18 protein-coding genes are annotated in these 23,515 nt (G+C 42.3%); 3 read left to right on the top strand and 15 right to left on the bottom strand.

What is annotated here, in order from left to right:
• Positions 1 to 208: 208 nt before the first annotated feature.
• Together JO943_RS12825 and JO943_RS12820 are read right to left on the bottom strand one after the other, a co-directional pair.
• Positions 209 to 1,099 (bottom strand): neutral zinc metallopeptidase, encoded by an 891-nt coding sequence (locus JO943_RS12825; protein WP_005227116.1) that lies wholly within the window; start codon positions 1,097 to 1,099, stop codon positions 209 to 211.
• Positions 1,100 to 1,136: 37 nt separating this feature from the next.
• Positions 1,137 to 2,060 (bottom strand): DUF808 domain-containing protein, encoded by a 924-nt coding sequence (locus JO943_RS12820; RefSeq protein WP_005288467.1) that lies wholly within the window; start codon positions 2,058 to 2,060, stop codon positions 1,137 to 1,139.
• A 165-nt stretch (positions 2,061 to 2,225) separates the two neighbouring features.
• On the opposite strand from JO943_RS12820, the gene trpS reads away from it, so the two are divergent.
• The 3 genes from trpS to JO943_RS12805 all read left to right on the top strand — a co-directional run bounded on the left by trpS (position 2,226) and on the right by JO943_RS12805 (position 6,049).
• Positions 2,226 to 3,239, top strand: coding sequence for a tryptophan--tRNA ligase (gene trpS / locus JO943_RS12815; protein WP_005227112.1), 1,014 nt, complete (start codon positions 2,226 to 2,228; stop codon positions 3,237 to 3,239).
• Between the two features lie 416 nt (positions 3,240 to 3,655).
• Positions 3,656 to 4,300 (top strand): YqiJ family protein, encoded by a 645-nt coding sequence (locus JO943_RS12810; RefSeq protein ID WP_005227110.1) that lies wholly within the window; start codon positions 3,656 to 3,658, stop codon positions 4,298 to 4,300.
• A gap of 36 nt (positions 4,301 to 4,336) precedes the next feature.
• Positions 4,337 to 6,049 (top strand): flotillin family protein, encoded by a 1,713-nt coding sequence (locus JO943_RS12805; protein ID WP_202740962.1) that lies wholly within the window; start codon positions 4,337 to 4,339, stop codon positions 6,047 to 6,049.
• Positions 6,050 to 6,103: 54 nt separating this feature from the next.
• Here the strand turns inward: JO943_RS12805 and JO943_RS12800 are convergent, their stop codons facing one another.
• The 13 genes from JO943_RS12800 to sdhC all read right to left on the bottom strand — a co-directional run bounded on the left by JO943_RS12800 (position 6,104) and on the right by sdhC (position 23,496).
• Positions 6,104 to 7,162, bottom strand: coding sequence for a fimbrial protein (locus JO943_RS12800; RefSeq protein WP_202740961.1), 1,059 nt, complete (start codon positions 7,160 to 7,162; stop codon positions 6,104 to 6,106).
• Between the two features lies 1 nt (position 7,163).
• Positions 7,164 to 9,680 carry a fimbria/pilus outer membrane usher protein gene (locus JO943_RS12795; RefSeq protein WP_227614469.1) on the bottom strand — a complete coding sequence of 839 codons (2,517 nt, stop codon included), beginning with the start codon at positions 9,678 to 9,680 and terminating at the stop codon, positions 7,164 to 7,166.
• A 39-nt stretch (positions 9,681 to 9,719) separates the two neighbouring features.
• Entirely contained in the window at positions 9,720 to 10,448 is a 729-nt protein-coding gene (locus tag JO943_RS12790) for a molecular chaperone (protein ID WP_202740959.1), read from the bottom strand.
• A gap of 41 nt (positions 10,449 to 10,489) precedes the next feature.
• Positions 10,490 to 11,029 (bottom strand): fimbrial protein, encoded by a 540-nt coding sequence (locus JO943_RS12785; RefSeq protein WP_005227101.1) that lies wholly within the window; start codon positions 11,027 to 11,029, stop codon positions 10,490 to 10,492.
• Positions 11,030 to 11,552: 523 nt separating this feature from the next.
• Complete coding sequence (gene sucD / locus JO943_RS12780) at positions 11,553 to 12,443, bottom strand: succinate--CoA ligase subunit alpha (protein WP_003655479.1); 891 nt, start codon at positions 12,441 to 12,443, stop codon at positions 11,553 to 11,555.
• A gap of 12 nt (positions 12,444 to 12,455) precedes the next feature.
• The gene (sucC, locus tag JO943_RS12775) at positions 12,456 to 13,622 is read right to left on the bottom strand and encodes an ADP-forming succinate--CoA ligase subunit beta (RefSeq protein WP_005227098.1); all 1,167 of its coding nucleotides are present in this window, start codon (positions 13,620 to 13,622) and stop codon (positions 12,456 to 12,458) included.
• A gap of 135 nt (positions 13,623 to 13,757) precedes the next feature.
• On the bottom strand, positions 13,758 to 15,191 hold the full coding sequence (lpdA, locus tag JO943_RS12770) for a dihydrolipoyl dehydrogenase (RefSeq protein ID WP_004652192.1): 1,434 nt from the start codon (positions 15,189 to 15,191) through the stop codon (positions 13,758 to 13,760).
• A gap of 131 nt (positions 15,192 to 15,322) precedes the next feature.
• Positions 15,323 to 16,513 carry a 2-oxoglutarate dehydrogenase complex dihydrolipoyllysine-residue succinyltransferase gene (odhB, locus tag JO943_RS12765; RefSeq protein WP_005227096.1) on the bottom strand — a complete coding sequence of 397 codons (1,191 nt, stop codon included), beginning with the start codon at positions 16,511 to 16,513 and terminating at the stop codon, positions 15,323 to 15,325.
• On the bottom strand, positions 16,513 to 19,353 hold the full coding sequence (locus tag JO943_RS12760) for a 2-oxoglutarate dehydrogenase E1 component (RefSeq protein WP_005227094.1): 2,841 nt from the start codon (positions 19,351 to 19,353) through the stop codon (positions 16,513 to 16,515). The genes odhB and JO943_RS12760 overlap by 1 nt, the downstream gene beginning before the upstream one ends.
• Before the next feature lie 743 nt (positions 19,354 to 20,096).
• Positions 20,097 to 20,807 carry a succinate dehydrogenase iron-sulfur subunit gene (locus tag JO943_RS12755; protein ID WP_005227092.1) on the bottom strand — a complete coding sequence of 237 codons (711 nt, stop codon included), beginning with the start codon at positions 20,805 to 20,807 and terminating at the stop codon, positions 20,097 to 20,099.
• Between the two features lie 14 nt (positions 20,808 to 20,821).
• A complete protein-coding gene (gene sdhA, locus JO943_RS12750) occupies positions 20,822 to 22,717 on the bottom strand; it encodes a succinate dehydrogenase flavoprotein subunit (RefSeq protein ID WP_005227091.1) in 1,896 nt (631 codons plus the stop codon).
• Positions 22,718 to 22,729: 12 nt separating this feature from the next.
• Complete coding sequence (sdhD, locus tag JO943_RS12745; protein WP_005227090.1) at positions 22,730 to 23,095, bottom strand: succinate dehydrogenase, hydrophobic membrane anchor protein; 366 nt, start codon at positions 23,093 to 23,095, stop codon at positions 22,730 to 22,732.
• Positions 23,095 to 23,496: a succinate dehydrogenase, cytochrome b556 subunit gene (gene sdhC, locus JO943_RS12740; protein WP_050441709.1), complete on the bottom strand. Its 402-nt coding sequence runs from the start codon at positions 23,494 to 23,496 to the stop codon at positions 23,095 to 23,097. The genes sdhD and sdhC overlap by 1 nt, the downstream gene beginning before the upstream one ends.
• Between the last annotated feature and the right edge of the window lie 19 nt (positions 23,497 to 23,515).

Here is a 23,515-nt window from a genome sequence, read left to right as displayed (position 1 = left end):
AGTCTATTGTTTTTTATGATTGAATAAAGAATGAAGGTCTATGCTGCAGTTTGACTCACTAATTATTTAATTTTATTTACAAATGATTCAGTACAGTAATAAACCTATCATCCTCAATTCAGCATAGACATGTTATTTTACGTTAATTCTGCTTAAGCTTCGTATATCTTCCGTATAAAAATCAAGGACAAAAAACCGCCGGGGCTGATCACTTAAAGGTATTACACTGGTTGACATCACCCGATTTCAAACCGGTCTGAAACCACTGCATACGCTGTTCACTTGTGCCATGAGTAAAACTATCAGGCACAACCTGTCCTGTGGCACGACGCTGCAGATAGTCATCACCAATTTTTTCAGCGGCATCCATCGCTTCTTCAATATCCCCTTGCTCAAGGAATTGGGTGCGCTGCTGATTTTGATGCGCCCAGATACCGGCAAAACAGTCGGCCTGTAATTCCAGGCGTACAGAGAGTTGATTGCCCTGTGCCTGGCTCGCCTGAGCACGTGCTTGCTGTACCTGATCTGAAATTCCCAACAGATTCTGGATATGATGTCCCACCTCATGTGCAATTACATAAGCTTGTGCAAAATCCCCGGCCTGATCCTGACGGGAAAGCTCGGTCTGGTTCTGCTCACCAGAGATGCCCATCTGTTGACGCATATCTTTAAAGAAAGAGGTATCAATATAGACCTTTTGATCTGCCGGACAATAGAACGGTCCCATCGCGGCTTGCGCAGTCCCGCAACCTGATCGGACCACACCACTAAATAGCACCAGACGAGGTGGCTTATAAGTCATTCCCAATTGCTGGAAAATCGGTGTCCAGGTATCTTCTGTATCTGCCAGTACCGTACCAACAAAATCACTTGCCTCTTTCTGCTCAGCGGTTAGGCTTTGCGGTGCACTACCCTGTTGAGACGATTGTGCCGTGACGGCTTGCGTGGCCTGATAGGCTTGTTGTGGATCGACACCAAAGAACTTCCAGGCCACAAAAGCCACCACCAGACCCAATATACTGATACCACCTGCTTTTGCACCGCCACCACCACGACGGTCTTCAACATTGGTACTGACTCGACGACCTTTCCAACGCATAACTACCTCACATTATTCTGATGATGACGATTCAGGCTTAAGTTGATGCCTTTGGCCAAACTTTCTGAATCAGACTGATAATAAGCAATACAATTGCGCCCGCCACCAGACCAATTCCAAGATTGATCAAAGTCGGCGTCAATGCGCCAATGATTGAACCCACATTTGGAATCAGCTCTAAATGGTCAACGGTTTCTTCGGTAAAATGATGCAGTAAAGGAATGGTATGCGAAATAATACCGCCACCGACTAAAAACATGGCAATTGTTCCAACAATTGACAGTGTCTTCATCAAAACTGGAGCAAAAGCAAGTAAACCACGTCCTATTTTATTTTTAAATTCAGAAGCCTGTTGGGTTAAAAATAAACCTAAATCGTCAATTTTAACGATCATTGCAACCAGACCGTAGACACCGGCCGTCATGACAACTGCAATAATACTTAATACTGTCACTTTAGACATAAATGGTGCGGTTGCAACTGTACCTAACGAAATCACCACAATTTCAGCCGACAAGATAAAGTCGGTACGAATCGCCCCTTTGACTTTTTCTTTTTCGAATTTGGCCAGATCAACTTCGACATGTTGTAAATCTTCACTCGCCTCTTCTTTGGTTTTGGCTTTTTTATGCTGTAAGGTATGAACGACTTTTTCCACACCTTCATAACAGAGAAACAAGCCACCAATCATCAACAAGGGATTAATCAGCCACGGCGCAACCACACTGATAAGCAATGCCAATGGTACGAGGATTAACTTATTAACAAATGATCCTTTTGCAACACTCCACACCACAGGCAGCTCTCGATCTGCACGTACGCCACTGACCTGTTGTGCATTCAGCGCCAGATCGTCGCCCAATACACCCGCAGTTTTTTTGGCTGCCATTTTGCTCATTACAGCAACATCATCCAGAATCGTCGCAATATCATCCAGTAATAATAATAAACCACTCGCCATTTTTAATTCCTCATTTGTATTTATGTCGCTATTGTAGATTCCCTCAATATATTCACAATATTATTTTTCAGAAAAAGTTTCAGCAATCGCTGACGAAAAAAAATTATTTCCCGTACAATAATATCAATCTTATATTTATTAAATCACTGAATCTTGGAACATATCATGAGTAATATTGATCAACGTCCAATCATTTTGACAGGCGACCGTCCGACTGGACAACTTCATCTTGGACACTTTGTCGGTTCATTACGTTCTCGTGTAGGTCTACAAGACAGTCATCATCAACATCTATTATTGGCTGATGCTCAGGCCATGACAGACAATGCCGATAACCCGGATAAAGTTCGCAACAACATTCTTCAAGTGGCACTAGATTATTTGGCAGTCGGCATTGATCCAAGCAAAACCACAATTTGTGTGCAATCTTGCTTACCTGCACTGAATGAATTGACCATGCTATACCTTAACTACGTGACTGTTGCACGTTTAGAGCGTAACCCGACCATTAAATCTGAGATCCAGATGCGTGGTTTTGAGCGTGATATTCCAGCGGGCTTCCTGTGCTACCCGATTGCGCAAGCAGCAGACATCACGGCATTTAAAGCCACCGTTGTTCCTGTCGGCGAAGATCAGATTCCAATGATCGAGCAAACCAACGAAGTGGTTCGTCGTGTCAATCGTCAAATCGGTCATGACCTGTTACCAGAATGTAAAGCGTTGTTATCCAATATGGCACGTTTACCTGGTTTTGACGGTAAAGCAAAAATGTCTAAATCACTAGGCAATACCATTGTGCTGAATGCTTCTGACAAAGACATCAAGAAAGCGGTTAATGCCATGTATACCGATCCGAATCACTTACGGATTGAAGATCCAGGTCAGGTTGAAGGCAACATCGTATTCACTTATTTAGATGCTTTTGATCCGAATAAAGAAGAAGTGGAAGAATTAAAAGCGCATTATCGTCGTGGTGGTCTCGGTGATGGTACAGTGAAAAAACGTCTGGAAGGTGTACTTAAAGAGCTAATTACACCAATCCGTGAACGTCGTGCCGAGTTAGAAAAAGATCCGGATTACATTATGGATGTGCTTAAACAAGGCACTGAAAAATGCCGGATTATCACTCAACAGACGCTTGATGAAGTTAAAGATGGCTTAGGATTATTTAAATTCTAATTTATGTTATTATTCACATAAAAAGCCCGATTTCGGGCTTTTTTTAATATAAGCATTTGATTTAAGTTTGATTTTAGAACTTCCCGATAAAATATAAAACTAACACTTTTTGTCACTTATTAACATGTATTAACAGTTATTAACATGAATACCGATGAACTTGGTCGGGATTTTAAATAACATTGCGTTGTAGATTAGCAAACACTAATCTCATGACATTTCTCCTTTCAACCGAAACTGTTTTAAACAGATTCGTTGTTCAACGCAATGACAACCCCAATCATTGCGTTTTTTTTCGCCTGTCATAATCTGAACAATTTAAGTTGAAATTCAACCGTATTAGTTTTATTCTTATAACTGTTTTATTTTTATAAAAAATTTATTAATTATCTCTAAAAGAAATAAGAGAAACGCTGATGATCTGGGATTTATTAACACATCCTTCTAATCTTATTTTTAGCATTGCCTTAATGCTATGTCTATTTATCGGTGTACTCGAATTCATCTTGCTGTTATTTGGCGGTAGTTCCAGCTTTCTGGAACAGTTTCTTCCTGATAGCCTGACTGATATTGACCATGCCGATGTTTCACTGGAACAGTCAGGAAATCTGTTTACCCAGCTTTTAGAATGGCTTTATCTGGGCAAAGTCCCGTTACTGATCTGGTTAATTATTTTCTTAACCCTGTATGCATTAACAGGCTTGATTATTCAGGATGTTTTTTTCCAGTTTACAGAACAATATGTATCGGCATGGATCATTGCCCCTGCCTGCCTGTTTTTGGCAATGCCACTGGTACGTTATAGCGCGGCATTGATTGCCAAGATTATTCCCAAAGATGAAACCACCGCCATTCGGCATGATGACCTGATTGGTCGTACCGCACACATTATTTTAGGGGAAGCCAGACCAAACTCCCCTGCACAGGCCAAAGTAAAAGACCAGTTTGGCCAGACGCATTACGTCTTGGTTGAACCCGAATTTGATATGGTTTTCCATCAAGGTCAGGACGTTATTTTAACGCAAAGAACCAAAATTGGCTTCCAAGCGATTGTTGCTTAGTTTTTATATTTATATTTATTACATGAGGGTGTTTAAATGTTGAGTTCAGCATTGACTGAAATTCTAATTATTACAGGTGTTATTTTTGCCGCACTGATTTTTATTGGTATTGTCATCGCGCGTCTTTATACCCGTTCCAGCAAAGAAGTCTCTTTCGTGCGTACCGGTTTTGGTGGTGAAAAAGTCATTTTAAATGGAGGCGCAATCGTGCTTCCTGTTTTACATGAAATTATCCCGGTCAACATGAATACTTTACGCTTAGAAGTAAAACGTGCCGCGGATCAGGCATTGATTACCCGTGACCGTATGCGTGTCGATGTCATGGCGGAATTTTATGTGCGTGTTAAACCGATTGCAGAATCCATTGCAACCGCGGCACAAACCTTAGGCCGTAAAACCATGTCTCCACCAGAGCTAAAGGATCTGGTTGAAGGTAAGTTCGTCGATTCACTGCGAGCGGTAGCCGCTGAAATGGCGATGGAAGAGTTGCATGAGAAGCGTGTCGACTTTGTGCAAAAAGTTCAGCAAGTGGTCTCTGAAGATTTATCCAAGAATGGTCTGGAACTTGAAACCGTGTCTTTAACCGGTCTCGATCAAACCAGCTTTAAATTTTTTAATCCGCAAAATGCCTTCGATGCAGAAGGTTTAACCAAACTGACTGAAACCATTGAAGATCGTCGTAAAAAGCGTAACGACATTGAGCAAGATGCTGACTTGGCGATCCGTGCCAAAAATCTTGAAGCTGAACGTGCCCGTCTTGGTATTTCGCGTGAAGAAGAATATGCCAAGCTAGAACAGGAACGTGAAATTTCCATCCGTAAGGCCGAACAATTGGCTGAGATTGCCTCTCAGGAAGCAGGCAAAAAACGTGAAGCTGAAGAAGCACGTATTGCTGCGGAACGTGAAGTGGAAATTAAACGGATTGCTTCTGCACGTGATGTCGAAAACGAGAATATTCAAAAAGCGCAATTAATCCAGAAAGCGCAGGTTGAACAGAAGAAAACCATTGAGCTGGCTGAACAGGATCGTGCCATTGCCATTGCTGAAAAATCCCGTGCCGAATCAGAAGCTAAGGCGCTGGCGGATAAAGCCCGTGCTGAAGCGGTAAAAGCAGAAGAAGAAGTTGTCACTGTCCGTGAAACCCAACGCGCTGAACGTCAAAAGGCGGTTGAACTGGTTGCAGCGAAACAAACTGCCGAGAAAGAAGCGATTGCCATTACCGTTGCTGCGGATGCGGGTAAAAAAGCCGCTGCCGATGAAGCAGAAGCCGTACGTATTGCCGCAGAAGCGGATGCTGAGAAAATCCGCTTAAAAGCCAAAGGTGAAGCAGATGCGAAAGTGTTGCTGGCTCAAGCCCTAGAGAAACAATATCAAGTCGATGCAGAAGGTGCGCGTGCAGTCAATGAAGCAGCCAACACCCTTTCTGCTGAACAGGTTGAAATGCAGGTGCGTCTGGCCTTATTGAAGCATTTACCAGAGATTATCCGTGAAAGCGTGAAACCGATGGAAAATATTGATGACATCAAGATCTTGCAAGTCAATGGTTTAAATGGCTTTGCAGGTGCTTCTGCAACTTCCGGTGAAGCAATTGAAAACGGTTCAACCTCATTATCTGATCAGGTGGTAAATAGTGCCTTACGCTACCGTTCACAAGCACCCTTAATTGATAGCCTGATGAATGAACTGGGCCTGCAAGGGGGCGACATCAATGGTTTGACCCAAGGCCTAAATAAACCGAAGGCAGAATAAGTTTGATATGAAATAAAAAAGAGCCTGCTGCAGGCTCTTTTTTTATGGAATTGGTTACTTATATACCACCGTCACTGTGGCTTGTGCATTGACGCTTCCCGCAACGGCGGCAACATTATCTTTCTTATAATATTTTGCATAGAAATTTTTGGTTAAAGCCGGATTTGCTCCAGCTCCCAGCGTTCCGAACAGATATTCAGTATTATAGCTTATCGCATTATTATTCGATGCATCATATATTCGTATACCGACATTACTGGTGGCTGCATTACTATTGTTCAATACGGTGGTGTTATTGCCAACATTAGAATTGTCACTCATGGCAAAATAAAGTGCAGTACTGGCAAGCCCTGAACTGCATGTCGCCGTGATTGAAAAAGGAGTTTTCCCCCCTGCTTCGGTGCCAGTGGTGGGCAAAGCACTGGTGGCAATGGTCGGCAAAGTCACAATCGGATTGTTTAAACTGCAGGTCTTGGTATTCGCCGGGGTCAGGGTCAGTTGTACAAAACCGGACTGACTATCCTGATAACGGTTTGTTCCTTCGGTCAGATCCAGATAGACCTTGCCTAAATCAAGCTGCACCGCTGCTGTACTCTCCGTCAAGGCCGCAGTGAAATAGAACTTGAGATTGACAATATTGACACCTTGCGTGGCGGACTCGCCTGTGGCATTGCTATATAAACTAATGGTTTTGGCTAAAGCTAAGACTGGCTTCCCCGCCTTGGTATCCTGAACCTGAAACGTCACATAGCCATATTGATTGAAATAAGGACTGCTACTGTTGACGATCTTGTAATAGGTCGTACCGGCATAACTCACCGACTGATCAAAGTTGACATGACTGCCTACTGTGGTAAAAGAAGAAGTTTTTCGGTCTGCAAAATTATCAGGAACCTTATTCGAACAATTCACCAAAGAGTAAGCAGGAATAGAAGTCACAAAATTCGTAGCCAAGGTCCAGTTAGAGGTTGAACCGGTGATACTACTGGTATTCATCGCCAAAGGCTGAGTTGGATTAGAAGTACACACGCCGTTATCCGTAGCAAAAGCATGTTGCCCCTGAGCAATACCTAAAACAGTAAATAAGAGCGTAAATCCATATTTTTTGAGCATGTTATTTACACTCCACATCGATCATCTGAATACGATTCACTTGCTTCTTTTTCGGAAGCAGTTTTTCTGGTGCATCAATACGGCAAGCATAGGATTCATTCATGCCCCATTGCACATAGAGATCTTGTTTTAATAATTGCGCTTTTTCTATAAATAGCTGATTTGACTGGCCAAACATGCCTGCTACTTGCCCCGCCTGATTCACTGCCTGCACCCCGATCGGAATCTGCTGATGTTCACCCTTAACTTGTACATTTAATAAAATATTTGAGCTTTGCTCGACATCAAATTTGATCAAGGTTGAACTATAACGGCGTGGAATGACTTCCGCCTGATTCGCAGTTAAATTCACATCCAGAGGCAAATGCTTGGTATCTAAACGGATGGTGTTGGCTTCATAAGGAGAAACATTGGTATAAATTGCATTGCCCCAATAGTCAACTTTACTACCCCAGGCATTCACGACATCAGCGCCATGCGCACCCTTTGCATGAACAATGGTAAACGTGTCCGATAAATTATTGGTTGCGGTAATTCCATAAGGATGAGCGACAACCGCACCTTTGGCACTGAAACCATATTGGGTCTGGTCATTACTCCAGCCTGTTACCACGCCTAGTTGTACTTGAGCTAAGCTGTAATTGATATTGGCTGAAACAGCAGAATTATTTTTTCCATTGTTCCAGTTCTGGGTCGTGGTTAAGCCATAATTGAATTGATTGTTTTCCCCTAATGTTCCAGTGAAACCCACATTCGCTGTGGCTGGATGGCCGACGTTATCTGCATATTGAATATTAGAATACAGATTGGCCTGCTTTTTACGCCACTCTAAAGGTAAAGACAAGCTCAGATAAACCTTATTTTCTTTTCCAGCATCATTTAACTGATTATTATTTTGACTATAACCGATAGAATAGCTCAATTTATTCCAGCGATTACTATAGTTAATACTATATTGCACATAGTCTTTATTGGTATTCCAGTATTTATTTTGGGTGGCATTTAGATAAACAGAGCCCAAACCCTCTTTAAAGTTTTGATAAAGCGAAATATTAAATTGCTGTTTTAATAAATAGGTAAGAAAAAGACTATCAATTTCAGCTTGATTCAAATCATTAAAATTTCGTAAAGACATCGTATTACTTAATGTCATATATTCACGATCTTGATATTGTGCTGAAATGTTTAGAAAAGTATTCAGCGGACTATAGCTATATTGATAAGCAGCTTTATATTTCCATCCGGCATAATCATTTTTTGCTAAGCTCGAATTTGTTTTTTCCGCATCAAATCTTAGCCCTCCCAGACGCGTATTTTGCCCAAAACCGAATAAATAGCTTTGAAAATCATGACTAAGATTGCTGCCAAGGTATAAGCTGGAATAATTGCTTAGGCCATATTCGGCACTGAGCTGACCAATATAATCCTCTGAAGTTTTATTGTTGATTTTGTATTGACCTGAGGCAAAGTTGTAATTTAACTGCCCCATTCGAACAAGGTTCATATTTCCTTGCATCGGCACAATAAAGCTATGTTTTTCCCCACCATTTTCAGTGACCTGAACCGTTAAATCACCATTATTATTAACCGCTGTGAGATCATTAAACTCAAACTCACCTGCAGGTACGGTACGTTCGTAAATTTTTCGGCCATTCTGAAATACAGAAACCAACGCATTGGTGTTAGCCAAACCACGGATCAAAGGTGCATAGCTGCGCTGCGACATCGGCAGCATACTAATATCGGAAGCAAGCTGTAAGCCGCGTATTTGCGCCGAATCAATCGCATAAGTCTGGGTATTAAAGTCACCTATTTGCAGCCGTGCTTTCAGCGCAGGAATGTCTGTAGACAAGACATTCAGATAAGATTGATACCCGCCGAGTTGCGTTCCAGCTGAGTCAAAACTTCCCGCATGACGAAAGTTAAAACGACTGAAGTTGAATCCACCGGTTAAATTCAGATAATTGCTGCTGACTTGTTCTCGCTGATTCAATTTACTGGTGTAACGGTTAAAATCGTAACCGAGATAAGCAGCAGTCACCCCCTGCTCAAATCGTTCAGGTGCAATATAACCTTCTGGTCGCTGATTAATGATGGCTAAAGGTAAAGAAATATCCAGACTTAATGCCGACATATCCAGATCATAGTAGGCATCTGGATTCAGCTCTTTAATTGTGAGGCATGGCTTTTTAGGTAGTTTTCCCAAAACTTCTGGACGTAGATCCAGTCGTTTCAACAATTGCTCATCAATACATAGCACCGCCGTCAGCTCGGCATTCAAATGATCGAATTTAAGCGTAAGCTGACCCAATGAGCGATGATGATTAATACTGGTATTGAGTGAGTACACACCCGCAGCAACGCCATTGGTCTGGCGGAATGAAGTTAGATCAATGTCCTGATTGCGTCCGCCGAATAATGCACGTGCATCAAAGGTATAAATCCGGTTATTTGATCCATCTCTCGCTTGCAATTTCTGATTTATATTTTCATTTTCTGCTGCATAAGTAGCTTGCATGCATAAAATAATAACGCTATATCTGAATGCATGCTTCATTTATTCTGCGCCATTGATGACGGCTTGATAAGCCTGATTTCCACCATAATCATTAATCAGCAAATAGCTAATATGCTGAGGCTTAAATTGAATTCCAGGTTTAAAACTTTCAGTAGAATAAGGTGCAACCATTAATGGATCAGCATAAACAAAATTTTCTTTATCTGGATTTAAGCTCACATTATAAAAATTAATATAATAAGGTGATGGATTATTTACTGTGATGCTTTTATTAGTTTCATTATATTTAAAGATAACACTGGAAAATGATTTTTCCTGTGAGATTTTTAAATTAACAGGACGATAAAACAGTTTAATACGTGAACGAATCGACACCTGTAATTTATTCTTTTCTGCGCTTTCTACCTGTTCAGCGGCTGGAATATCCAAAATATTAAACCAATATAAACTTTCTCTATCCGGAGGCAAAACCGTAGTATCTTTCGCAATTAAGCGCAGCATTTGTCCTTTATTTGCAGCAATTTGCGTTAATGGAGGCGTTAAGATAAACGGGATCTTATCCGCCTCCGGGATCTGATGCGGGTCACCATTGTCTAACCAGGCCTGAATCAATGCAGGACGATCATCAGGATTGCTTAATTGAACCGTGACCGTATTCTGGTTGGAAGGAAAAATAATACGCGTACCAGTAATCGTCACTCCTGCACATGTTGCTGTAGAGATCGAACTGAGCATTGCAATGCCAAAAGCAATCGATGAGATACGCATATTGTTATATTTCCCCTGAACCAACCAAAATGAAACAACAATTATTTATAAATAATGCTGTAGCTTACTGATGATGTTACTGCACCGGCAGTGGTTGCAGCTGTCGCGAAATAACGTGCGAAATAGTTGAAGTCATTGCTGTTTGTACCAGCAGACACCCCTACACTGCTTGACTGGGTTGGTGCTGGTGCATTTACGTCAATTACGGTCTGGTTGTTGGTCAACAGTTGCACATCAACACCTGTCGCTGCGCCGGTGTTAATTAAACGACCTGCTGCATTCACTTTAGCCACTTCTGATTCAAAGTAAGGCGTCGCATTTAAACTGCTTGATGTACAACCTGTACCGGTTAAATTGATTTTAAATGCAGTGGTACCCGCAGTCGCATTTGCCGCACCTAAAGCAGCGGTATTAACCGTTGGTAAGGTTACAGAGGCAGATGCATTACCACTTCCCGCCACGTTGGCACTACAGGTTCCAGCAACCAGCTGACCCGTAAAAGTGATCACGCCAGTTGCAGCAAAAGTTGTCGATGTTGCACATACAGCCAGGAGAGCAAGCCCTAAACTTAATTTTTTCATTTGAGAGTATCCATAAAAATTTGATTGATTTTTCATTACTTAGCTTCACCCCAAATTGTTTAAAATCTTTGTAAAAAAGCTATGCAATTCAGAAACAATAATATACACAAAAACAACATTTTCAATAAAAATTCGCAAACCATGTCACACTTTTACCGATTAATACACAACAATTCCAGTTTTGATTTTTTCATGATTTAAAACATCAACTTAAAAATACCGGAGATTAAAATCCCTGTTTTTTAAGCTTTTCCTTTTTGGTCAGAAGGTGAATATTTTTGTCACTTTGGTACAAGTTATTGAAATTTAAGCAGCTCATTCAATTTTTTAAAATGCATAAAAAATAGACAGTCATTTAATGTTTTAGGTGTATATTCCGGCTGCAATGCTAAATTTTAATTTTTATTGAGGATCAGTTTTTATGGTCAAACCCACTTATATTTATAGAACCCACCCCGATTTTCAGGCATTAAAAAACCCCAATGTCGCCATTGGGGTTCTTTAAAGATTAAAATCTAACGTATTACGCTAAACCTTTCTCTTTTAAAACTTGCAACATAGTAGAACCAAGCTCAGCTGGGCTACGCGTGTAAGCCATTCCCGCGCGTTCAAATGCAGCGAATTTCTCTTCAGCAGTACCTTGACCACCAGAAATGATCGCACCAGCGTGACCCATACGCTTACCTTTAGGCGCAGTTACACCAGCGATGTAACCGACTACAGGCTTAGTCACGTTAGATTTGATAAATTCAGCAGCTTCTTCTTCCGCTGTACCACCGATCTCACCGATCATGATGATTGCATCAGTATCTGGATCGTCTTGGAACAATTGAAGCGCTTCGATTTGGTTCATACCTGGGATTGGGTCACCACCAATACCGATACAAGTAGACTGACCTAAACCAAGCTTAGTTGTTTGAGCAACAGCTTCATAAGTCAATGTACCTGAACGTGAGATGATACCAATACGACCTGGTTGGTGAATGTGACCAGGCATAATACCGATCTTACATTCGCCTGGAGTGATCACGCCTGGGCAGTTAGGACCGACTAAACGCGTACCGTTACCGTTAGTTTCCAAGTAGCGTTTTGCTTTAAGCATGTCGATTGTTGGAACACCTTCAGTGATCACAACAATCAGGCCAACACCTGAATCAACCGCTTCAACGATTGAGTCTAAAACGAATGGAGCTGGTACATAGATTACAGATGCATCAGCATTTGTTTCACGTACCGCTTCTTTCATTGTGTTGAATACTGGTAGATCAAGGTGAGTTGTACCACCTTTACCTGGAGTAACACCACCAACAACTTTTGTACCGTAGTCTAAAGCTTGTGCAGAGTGGAAAGTACCGTTTTTACCAGTAAAACCTTGTACCAATACTTTAGTGTCTTTATTAATTAATACGCTCATGATTGATACTCCTTACGCTTTAACTGCAGCTACAACTTTTTCTGCGGCATCAGATAAACCGTTCGCAGAAATTAATTTCAAACCAGATTCATCAAGTAATTTAGCGCCTAACTCAGCGTTGTTACCTTCTAAACGAACAACAACTGGAACAGTTACGTTTACTTCTTGAACCGCTGCAATAATTGCTTCAGCAATCATGTCACAACGTACGATACCACCGAAGATGTTGATTAAAACACCTTGTACAGAAGTATCAGCAAGGATGATTTTGAACGCTTCGATTACACGCTCTTTGGTTGCACCGCCACCAACGTCAAGGAAGTTTGCAGGCTGACCACCATAAAGTTTAATGATGTCCATTGTTGCCATTGCAAGACCAGCACCATTCACCATACAACCGATGTTACCTTCTAAAGCAACATAGTTAAGATCAAATTCAGATGCTTTTAATTCACGCTCGTTTTCTTGAGTTTTGTCACGTAAAGCAGCAACTTTAGGTAAACGGTAAAGCGCATTAGAGTCGATACCAACTTTCGCATCTACACATAAAATATCGCCATTTTCACGAACTGAAAGTGGGTTAATTTCAAATAATGCAAAGTCATTTTCTACAAATGCTTGGTAAGCAGCGCCCATAATTTTAACAAATTGGCTCACTTGCTTGTCTTTCAAACCTAAAGCAAACGCAACTTCACGTGCTTGGAATGGTTGTAAGCCAACTAAAGGATCAACTTCAACTTTGATAATTTTTTCAGGCGTTTCTTCCGCAACTTTCTCGATTTCTACACCACCTTCGGTAGAAGCCATGAAAGTAATACGACGGCTAGAACGGTCTACAACCGCGCCCAAGTAAAGCTCACGCTCAACTGGGTAAACGTCTTCAGCAACGATGATGCTGTTTACTGGTTGACCATTTGCATCAGTTTGATACGTTACAAGACGAGTACCAATGATGTTGTTAGCAAATTCGATAACATCTTCTTTAGATTTTGCAACTTTAACGCCGCCAGCCTTACCACGACCACCAGCATGAACTTGCGCTTTCATTACCGCGAATTTACCACCAAGCTGTTCAAATGCAGCAACTGCTTCGTCTGCATTTGTTGCCAAGATACCTTCTTGTACTGGCATGCCATATTCTTTCAATAATGCTTTAGCTTGATACTCATGTAAGTTCATTTAGTTACCTACTATGTTGTTTGTGTGATACAGCCTGGTCTTCTTAAAATCAGGCTGCTACATATTGAATAAATGATTGCCTGAACCAGACAATCATCATCATTCAAAAAAGTGTGGCGAACCACACTTTATGTTTTATTTACGCTTGCGTTGAATCGCGTGGATTGCACGACCGTCAACAGAAAGCGCTGCTTCATGTACAACTTCAGAGAAAGTTGGGTGACCGAAAGTCATCAATTGCAAGTCTTCAACAGAAGAAACGAATTCAAGCGCGATCATACCTTGGTGTACGATGTCAGATGCATTAGGACCCACAACGTGCATACCTAAAAGACGATCTGTTTTCGCATCAGCAACGAACTTCACAAAACCAGCAGTATCACCAGCAGCCAATGCACGACCATTCACCGCAAACGGGAATTGACCAGCTTTAACTTCATGACCTTTTTCAGCGGCTTGTTCTTCAGTTAAACCGACCCAAGCTGCTTCTGGATGCGTATAGATCACGCTGATGATGGTGTCGTAGTTCACTTGAGCAGCATGACCGTGGATACGTTCAACTGCCATTACGCCTTCTTCCATTGCTTTATGTGCAAGCATTGGACCGCGTACCAAGTCACCAATCGCATAAACACCTTCAACAGATGTTTGGCATTGATCATTGACATCAACCAAACCACGTTCAGTGAGTTTAATGCCAGAATCTTCTGCCAATAAACCTTCTGCATATGCTTTACGGCCTACACAAACGATTAACTTGTCAAAAACTTGTTCTTTGTCTTCGCCAGCTTGGTTATATTTAACCGTTACTTCGCGACCATTGGTTTCAGCACCAGAAACTTTTGCACCGATACGGATATCTAAACCTTGTTTTTTCAAGATTTTTTGATATTCCTTCGCCAATGCTTTGTCTGCCATTGGTAAGAAAGCATCTAATGCTTCAAACACAACAACTTCTGAACCAAGACGACGCCATACTGAACCAAGCTCTAGACCGATCACACCGGCACCGATCACACCAAGACGCTTAGGAACTTCTGGGAATTTTAATGCACCAGTAGAGTCAACAATCAAGTCTTCATCAACAGGAGCGACTGGAATATTGACAGGTACAGAACCCGTTGCAAGGATCACGTACTTCGGTTCTAAAACCTGTACATCACCTTCAAAAGGTGTGAATTCTACTTTTTTACCTGCAAGTAATTTACCCGTACCTTGTAACCACTCGATACCATTACCTTTCAGTAATTGAGCAACACCACCGGTCAATTGATCTACAACTTTGTCTTTACGTGCCAACAAAGTGTCTAAATCAAATTTAACTTCACCCGTGGTAATACCGTGTTCAGCAAGTTCGTGAACAGTTGCTTCGTAACGGTGAGAAGAGTCAAGCAATGCTTTAGAAGGGATACAACCCACGTTTAAACACGTACCACCTAAAGATGGTTTACCGTTGTGAATACGTTTTTCGATACAAGCAACTTTGAAACCAAGTTGAGCTGCACGAATTGCCGCTTCATAACCACCAGGTCCACCGCCAATAACAACAAGATCAAACTGTTGAGACATCTTTATCTCCAATGAATCTCCCCTATCTTCTTTTATCAGAGAAGAAATTTCACAAACCCAGAAACTAATCAGACTTGTGAAAGTCCCTCTTGTAATTCAAGAGGGACTTCGGGGGATTTTTAAATAAAAAATTATAGGTCAAGAATGAGTTTAGCTGGCTCTTCTAACAATTCTTTGATTGTTACCAAGAAACCTACCGCTTCTTTACCATCGATTAAACGGTGGTCATAAGAAAGTGCTAAATACATCATTGGCAAGATTTCAACTTGACCATTCACCGCCATAGGACGCTCTTGAATTTTATGCATACCCAAGATTGCAGTTTGTGGCTGGTTTAAAATAGGTGTTGAAAGCAATGAACCGAAAGTACCGCCGTTGGTGATTGTGAACGTACCACCAGTCATGTCTTCGATGCCTAACTTACCGTCACGTGCTTTAAATGCATAGTCACGGATACCGTTTTCAACTTCTGCATAGTTCATACGGTCAGTATCACGAAGTACAGGAACAACCAGACCACGGTCAGAAGAAACAGCTACACCGATGTCATAGAAACCGTGATAAACGATATCGTCGCCATCAATAGATGCGTTTACAGCTGGATAGCGTTTTAATGCTTCAGTTGCCGCTTTAACGAAGAAAGACATAAAGCCTAAACGAGCACCATGACGTTTTTCGAAAGCATCTTTATATTGCTTACGCATTTCCATGATTGGCTTCATGTTCACTTCGTTGAACGTAGTTAACATTGCAGTTTGTTGTGTAGCCGCCAATAAACGCTCAGCAACACGCTTACGTAAACGTGTCATTGGAACACGTTTCTCGATACGCTCGCCTACAGCAACGCTTAATGGTTGAACTGATGCAGCTGGCTTATGGTTCGCAACATCTTCTTTAGTAATGCGACCACCACGGCCTGTACCTTGAACGTCAGCAGCATTAATACCAGTTTCAGACAATGCTTTACGTACTGCAGGTGCCTGGTTTTGATCAACCGGTTGAGTTGATGCAGCAGCCGCAGGTGCAGATGCAGCAGGCGCCGCTTCTGCTGGTGCAGCAGCTTCAGGAGCAGCCGCAGAAACAGCACCAGCTTCGAATTGAGCAATCACTTCGTCAGAAAGAACGGTATCGCCTTCATCTTTGATGATTGCAACAAGGCTACCATCAGCTGGAGCAACCACTTCTAAAACAACTTTATCGGTTTCAATGTCACAGATCACTTCATCACGTGATACAGGTTCACCTACTTTCTTGTGCCAAGTTGCGATCGTACCGTCAGCAACTGACTCTGGAAATACCGGTGCTTTAATTTCGGTTGCCATTATTTAGAATCTCCTGATTGTTCAACTTCAATAGCAAGTGCGTCATTGATGAGCTGAGCTTGTTGTTTTGCATGCAAGTATGGCGAGCCACAAGCAGGTGCGGCAGATGCTTCACGACCAGCATAGCTAATACGGATTTGTTTACCAGATTTAAGAACGTCTTCATACAAGCGAGGAACGATGAATAACCAAGCGCCTTGGTTCTTCGGCTCTTCTTGTGCCCAAACAAGTTCTTGAATGTTTGGATACTCAGCCATAACTTCAGCCAAGCGTTGTTCTGGGTATGGATACAATTGTTCGATACGAACGATCGCAACATGGTTAAGACCAAGTTCACGACGTTTTTCAAGCAAGTCGTAATAAACCTTACCACCACAAAGCACTAAGCGAGTTACGTCTGCTTTATTGATTTGATCAATTTCATCGATCACGGTTTGGAATGAACCGTTTGCCAATTCATCAAGTGTTGAAGTCGCAAGTTTATGACGTAGTAATGATTTTGGTGACATTACAATCATTGGCTTACGAATCGGACGAACTGCCTGACGACGTAACGCATGGAAAATTTGCGCAGGAGTCGTTGGGGTCATCACTTGCATGTTGTCTTCAGCACAAAGCTGCAAGAAACGCTCTAAACGTGCAGATGAATGCTCTGGACCTTGACCTTCATAACCGTGTGGCAACAACATGGTCAGACCACAAACACGCTCCCACTTGGTTTCACCCGAAGCGATAAACTGGTCAATTACAACTTGCGCACAGTTTGCGAAGTCACCGAACTGTGCTTCCCAAACGATCAAGCTTTTCGGCAAAGTGGTTGAATAACCGTATTCAAATGCCAATACAGCTTCTTCAGACAATAAAGAGTCATAAACCGCAGTACGTGGCTGATTCTCTTTGATGTGGCAAAGCGGAATATAAACTGAACCATCTACCTGATTGTGCAATTTCGCATGACGGTGCGAGAATGTACCACGACCAACGTCTTCACCGGTGATACGTACTAGGAAGCCATCATCAAGCAAAGTTGCATAAGCTAAGGTTTCAGCAGCCCCCCAGTTCAGTGGCATTTCACCTGTTTGCATTTTTGCACGGTCATCGATGACTTTTTGAACTTGACGCTGTAATACAAAACCTTCCGGCAATGTATTCATCTTCTGACCAAGCTCTTTCAAACGGTCGATGCTGAATGTTGTATCCCAAATGTCTGTATATTCATGGCCCAAGTATGGCGTCCAATCTACAAACATTTTTTTGTTCGGCTCACGAACCAGTGCATTGGCAACGTGGTTACCTGCTTCCAGATCAGAACGGTAGCCTTCAACCATGGCATCAGCACTTGCACGGTCAAGAATTTTTTCCTGAACCAGCTGATCAGCATACAAAGTACGAGTCGTTGCTTTCTTGCTGATGACTTGATACATCAATGGTTGTGTTGCAGATGGCTCATCCGCCTCGTTGTGACCGCGACGACGGTAGCAGAACAAGTCCAGAATGACATCTTTACGGAATTCATGACGGAAGTCATGTGCAATTTGAGTGGCAAAAATAACCGCCTCAGGATCATCACCGTTCACATGGAAAATCGGTGACTGAATCATTTTGGCAACGTCAGTACAATATTCGGTAGAACGTGTATCACGTGGATCAGAAGTCGTGAAGCCCACTTGGTTATTGATCACGATATGGACTGTACCGCCCACTGTGTAACCACGGGTTTGTGACATCTGGAAGGTTTCCTGGTTCACACCTTGACCTGCAAACGCAGCATCACCATGAACGATAACAGGAAGAACGTCATCACCGCCAATGTCTTTACGACGTACTTGACGCGCACGAACCGAACCTTCAACCACTGGACCAACGATTTCCAAGTGCGATGGGTTAAATGCCAATGCCAAGTGAACTTCGCCGCCTGGTGTCATGACGTTTGAAGAGAAGCCTTGGTGATACTTCACATCACCTGAACCTTTTTTATGCAGGCTCTTGCCTTCGAACTCACCGAAAAGATCAGCCGGGTTTTTACCCATGATGTTGACAAGCAGGTTGAGACGACCACGGTGTGGCATACCAATCACAACTTCTTTACAACCTACGCTACCTGCACGTTGAATGATTTCGTTCATCATTGGAATAAAAGACTCACCGCCTTCCACACCAAAACGTTTCGCACCAACGAATTTATTACCGAGATACTTTTCCAGGCCTTCAGCAGCAGTTAAACGCTCCAGGAAACCTTTTTTCTGATCATTGGTATAGTTGAATTTGCCGCGAACACTTTCCAGACGCTGTTGAATCCAACGCTTTTCTTTAGTGTCAACGATATGCATATATTCTGCACCAATTGAACCGCAGTACGTTGCTTCCATGGCTTCAACCATTTCAGACAAGGTTGCTTCTGCTTTTCCAATGGCGAGGTTGCCTGTATTAAATACAGTATCAAGATCAGATTTGGTTAAACCGTGAGCAGATAAATCGAGGTCAGGAACGTCTTCGCGTTTCGCAAGACCTAATGGATCGAGTTTAGCTTTTTGATGACCACGGTTACGGTAAGCAGCGATGAGTTGTAATACACCAATTTGACGACGCTCATGTTCTGTACTTACAGTGCTTTGAACAACAGGTTGAACTCGGCTTGCATTACGGCCCAGAAGGAGGAATTGCTCGCGCACACTGCCGTGTGGTTGATCACCTTTAGGGTATTTATCGAAATATTCACGCCAATCCTCTGACACTGAGGTTGGAGAAGTTAGGTACTGTTCGTATAGCTCTTCAATATACGCTGCACTATCAGCGGAAAGTTCAGTGTCAAGACGCAATGCGTCAGCAACTTCTTGCATTTTTGGACCCATTTCCTATTGCAAAAAATAATACAGGCTGCCTTTTAAGCACACCCATGATTCATAGTGCCAAATTGGTAACACGACACTACTACCCAAGGTAATCCAACCCTGAGACATTATTACTACACATCAGGAGTAATCCCTGTGATGTAACAAATGAGCCATGCACCTTCAATTCAAGGCACATAACTCATTCTTCATACTCGATGAAATCGAGCAATTTTTTGCAAATCATTTTAGAAAAATTAACTAAATTTTTAACTTTTCTAAATTGACTTTTTCACTAAAACCTGTACAAATCTTGAAGGCTTTATTAATTGATAAGCCCAAGAATCTGCTTATTTTTTGATTCCAGTTGTGGCAGAAATCCTAACATGTTCTCAAGCTTGGATTGATTTTTTTGACACATACCACCTATAAAGCAGCGAAATACACATATCAAATTATATTCTAATATACCGCCCTTTTGATAAAAGTTGCACTCCAATCGATCAAAAATAAACATTCTCTACAAATATTGCACAAAGCGCATCCAGTTTGATTAAAAATAAATCAACCTAGTCACCATATCGATTTTGATGATTTTAATTAGCAACAAAATCCATAAATATTTAAGGCTAAATTTCTCAAATTCAAGTCAGGTTTTACTCAGGCAGTTACTTTTCAACCAGTCGTTAAGCTTTCGCAAAATAAAAAAAGAAGCCCCTTGCGGGGCCCCTTTCTGGCTTAGAAAAAACGAATTAACCCGCTTGATCTAATAACATGTTACGAATGTGACCAATTGCCTTTGTCGGGTTCAAACCTTTAGGACATACAGATACACAGTTCATGATCCCTTTACAACGGAACAAAGAGAACGGATCGTCTAAACGAGCCAAACGCTCTTGTGTTGCTGTATCACGAGAGTCAATGATAAAGCGATACGCATTTAACAATGCAGATGGTCCAAGGAACTTATCAGGGTTCCACCAGAATGATGGGCATGAAGTTGAACAACATGCACAAAGAATACATTCATATAGGCCATCTAAGTGTTCACGCTCTTCTTGAGACTGTAAACGTTCTTTCGCCGGAGCTGGCTGGTTATTGATCAAGAACGGCTGAATCTTGTCATATTGGTCATAGAACTGGTTCATGTCTACAACCAAGTCTTTTACCACAGGTAAACCTGGTAAAGGACGGATTACAATCTTCTCTGGCAAGTCGTTCAAGTTCCACAAGCACGCCAAACCGTTTTTACCATTGATGTTCACACCATCCGAACCACAAATACCTTCACGGCAAGAGCGGCGGAATGTTAATGATTCATCCTGCACTTTCAACGCAAGTAACGCGTCAAGCAACATACGGTGCTTGTCGGTTAACTCAAGTTTGAAGGTTTGCATGTACGGCGCTTTATCCTTATCAGGATCATAGCGGTAGATTTCGAATGTACGAGTGCCTCTACTCATCTTGGTTCTCCCGATTAGAATGTACGTGGTTTAGGTTCGATTGCTTCAACCGTTAACGGGCTGAAACGCACTGGCTTATATTCAAGACGGTTGTCTGATGAATACCATAAAGTATGCTTCATCCACTCATCATCACGGCGACCGTAAGAGTAAGTTGGGTGATCCGGTGCTAACTCATAGTCAACCACGGTATGCGCACCACGACATTCTTTACGTGCAGCAGCAGAAATCAGGGTAGCCTTCGCAACTTCATACAAGTTTTCAACTTCTAACGCTTCAACACGTGCAGTGTTAAATACGCGAGACTTGTCTTTTAAATGAATGTTACGTACGCGTGGTTCAATCGCCAGGATTTCTTTCACGCCTTTGTCAAGCAATGCTTGGGTACGGAATACGCCTGCGTGATCTTGTACGATGTCACGGATTGCATCAGCAACTTCTTGTGCATTTTCACCAGTCGTTGATTCATCCAGTTTACGTACACGCTCTAAGGTATTAACCAGTACATCTGTTGGAAGCGGTGCATAGTCATCGCCATGATGTTTAGTCACGTAATCAATGATGTGTTCGCCCGCTGCTTTACCAAATACCACAAGGTCAAGCAATGAGTTGGTACCTAAACGGTTTGCACCATGTACCGATACGCAAGAACATTCACCAATCGCGTAGAAACCTTTTACCGGCTTCACATAGTCACGCGTACCTTTATAAGAATACTCTTTAGTATCTTTATCATAATGAGCAGAGAATTCACCCTCTTCCACACCATGCGGCACAACCACTTGACCATGAATGTTGGTTGGAATACCACCCATTTGGTAATGGATTGTTGGTACTACCGGAATCGGCTCTTTGGTACAGTCAACGTTTGCGAACTTCTTACCAATCTCATAAACAGATGGCAGACGTTTCATGATTGTTTCAGCACCTAAATGCGTCATATCTAGCAAGATATAGTCGGCTTTAGGACCACAACCACGACCTTCTTTAATTTCCTGGTCCATAGAACGTGATACGAAGTCACGTGGCGCCAAGTCTTTTAAAGTCGGTGCATAGCGTTCCATGAACGGTTCGCCGTCCTTGTTACGAAGAATCGCACCTTCACCACGGCAACCTTCGGTTAACAATACGCCTGCGCCCGCAACACCCGTTGGGTGGAATTGCCAGAATTCCATATCCTGTAATGGAATACCTGCACGAGCAGCCATACCAAGACCGTCACCAGTATTGATATATGCGTTTGTAGATGCACGATAAACACGACCCGCACCACCAGTAGCAAATAAGGTTGCTTTAGCCTGGAATACAGCAATGTTACCAGTTTCCTGGTCAATCGCAGTTACACCAAGCACGTCACCTGCTTCGTTACGGATCAAGTCTAATGCAATCCACTCAACGTAGAACTGGGTGCCCATTTTCACGTTGCTTTGGTACAAGGTATGCAATAACGCATGACCTGTACGGTCGGCAGCAGCACATGCACGTGGAACCGCTTTTTCACCATAGTTAGCAGAGTGACCACCGAATGGACGCTGATAGATCGTACCATCTTGGTTACGGTCAAACGGCATACCTAGGTGTTCAAGCTCGTAAACAACTTTTGGCGCTTCACGAGTCATGAACTCGATTGCGTCCTGATCGCCTAACCAGTCAGAACCTTTAACCGTGTCATAGAAGTGATAGTGCCAGTTATCTTCTTGCATGTTACCTAACGACGCACCAATACCACCCTGGGCAGCAACCGTATGCGAACGTGTCGGGAATACTTTGGTCAATACCGCAACTTTTAAACCCGCTTGAGCAAGTTGGTAAGCAGCGCGCATACCAGAACCACCACCACCGACGATAACGGCATCGAAAGTGAGGTTTTGAATATTTGAATAATCTTCTTTAGGGTTAATAGCGCCCATGATCTCTTCCTATCAATTTGCCCAGAAAATCTGGATACCCCAGATTGCGTACACGATCACTGAAATAATGACAGCAGAAGTAAGTACAAGGCGTAAACCTGAAGCTGAAGGACCCATTTGACGAGTCGTTACATAATCAGTAAAGACTTGCCACATACCAATCCAAGCGTGTGCAACCAGCGATAATACTGCTAATAAAGAAAAGATCTTCATTGGCAAAGTCAGCATAAAGCCAGCCCATTGTTCATAACCAAATCCGCTATGGCAAAGGATCCAGCCTAATAAAACAATAGTGTATGCAGCCAACACTACAGCACTGATACGCTGGATATACCAATCGCGTGAACCTGAACCTGTTAAACCTGTAGCACTTTTCATTAGAACATAATCCATACAAAGGCTGCGACGATACCGATCACAGATAAGATCAATGAAACTGTAGCCGCGATACGACCGCTTTGTAATTCTTCAGCGAAACCGAGGTCAGCAAGTAAATGCTTGATCCCTGCGATTAGGTGGAAAATTAATCCAGCTACAAATACCCATACGACAAAACGTACAAGGATATTTCCGAAAACGACATTTTTAACGTAGTCAAATCCTTCTGGTGAAGATAAAGATTTATCCAAAATCCATAAAAGAACAGCGACTAATAAGAAAACGATTACACCTGATAGACGGTGTAGAATTGATGCAATAGCCACGGGTGAGCGTAAATTTACCGCTAACACCTGACCCATGGACAAATTGACAGGTCTGTTGCTTTTCACAGCGGGCATCCTGTAGGTAGAAACTCCA

The organism is Acinetobacter sp. 'aerobic (ED)' (assembly GCF_904886855.1).
Lineage (GTDB): Bacteria > Pseudomonadota > Gammaproteobacteria > Pseudomonadales > Moraxellaceae > Acinetobacter > Acinetobacter courvalinii.
The sequence above is the reverse complement of the archived record's forward strand: the minus strand, read 5'-3'. Positions and strand labels throughout refer to the sequence as shown.